Genomic DNA, 1,052 nt, shown 5'->3' on the forward strand with positions numbered 1-1,052 from the left:
TAGAGCGGTTCATCGCTTGATAGAATCGGAAGGGATTCCCGCTCGGTTGGATTTGTGATTCAAGATGCTGGCTGGATTGGAGGCCAGCATCAGATGGTTCGACCTCTTTCCGAGGATCTTCGCGAGCGGGTTGTGGCGGCGGTTTTGAGTGGCGAGAGCCGCCGGTCGGCCGCCAAGCGGTTCGGTATCGCGAATTCGACGGCAGTGAAGTTGTTGCAGCGCCATCAGGCGACCGGTTCGATAGCGCCTGGCAAGATGGGTGGACATCGCAAGAGAGTGCTGGAGCCACACCGTGCCTTCATCGAGGCGCGCATGCGTGAGACGCCGCATCTGACGTTGCACGGCCTTAAGGATGAACTGGCCGGTCGCGGGGTCACGGTTTCGCACAACGCAGTGTGGCAGTTCCTGCGCCGCGAGGGGCTGAGCTTCAAAAAAAACGCTGTTCGCCCTTGAGCAGGCGCGCGCTGATGTTGCCCGCAGGCGACAGCGGTGGCGAGCCTGGCAGCCTGGCCTGGATCCGCAGTGCCTCGTCTTCATCGACGAGACCTGGATCAAGACCAACATGGCCCCGCTGCGCGGTTGGGGGGCCAAGGGCAAGCGACTGCGCGGCCTGGCTCCGCATGGCCACTGGCGCACGCTGACTTTCCTCGGTGCGCTGCGCTGGGATCGGCTCGCGGCACCTTGCGTCTTCGACGGACCGATCAACGGCCAATGCTTCCGCGCCTATGTCGAGCAGCAACTCATCAGTGTGCTCAAGCCCGGCGATATCGTCATCATGGACAATCTTGGAAGCCATAAGTCGGCGGCCATCAGGCAGATGATCAAGGCTGCAGGCGCAAGGCTTTGGTACCTGCCGCCCTACTCCCCGGATTTCAATCCCATCGAGCAGGCCTTCGCCAAGATCAAACACTGGATGCGCCAAGCGCAGAAACGAACCGTCGAGGACACGTGGCGCCACATCGGCCACCTCGTCGCAACGATCGAGCCTGAAGAATGCGGCAACTACTTCGCGAATGCTGGATACGCTGCCATCAAAACATGAAAGACTCTAG

At 61.0% G+C, this 1,052-nt stretch carries 1 protein-coding gene; it reads left to right on the forward strand.

Features of this window, described 5'->3' with window-relative positions; translation table 11 throughout:
* The first annotated feature begins 93 nt into the window (after positions 1–93).
* Positions 94–1,042 (forward strand): IS630 family transposase gene (locus FJ527_RS29210; RefSeq protein ID WP_140824702.1). Its coding sequence is split into 2 segments (ribosomal slippage): positions 94–429 and positions 431–1,042, totalling 948 coding nucleotides; the frame shifts between segments, so codons are not numbered across the junction.
* Positions 1,043–1,052: the final 10 nt, after the last annotated feature.

The sequence above is a fragment of the Mesorhizobium sp. B2-4-18 genome, from assembly GCF_006441385.1.
Classification (GTDB): domain Bacteria; phylum Pseudomonadota; class Alphaproteobacteria; order Rhizobiales; family Rhizobiaceae; genus Mesorhizobium; species Mesorhizobium australicum.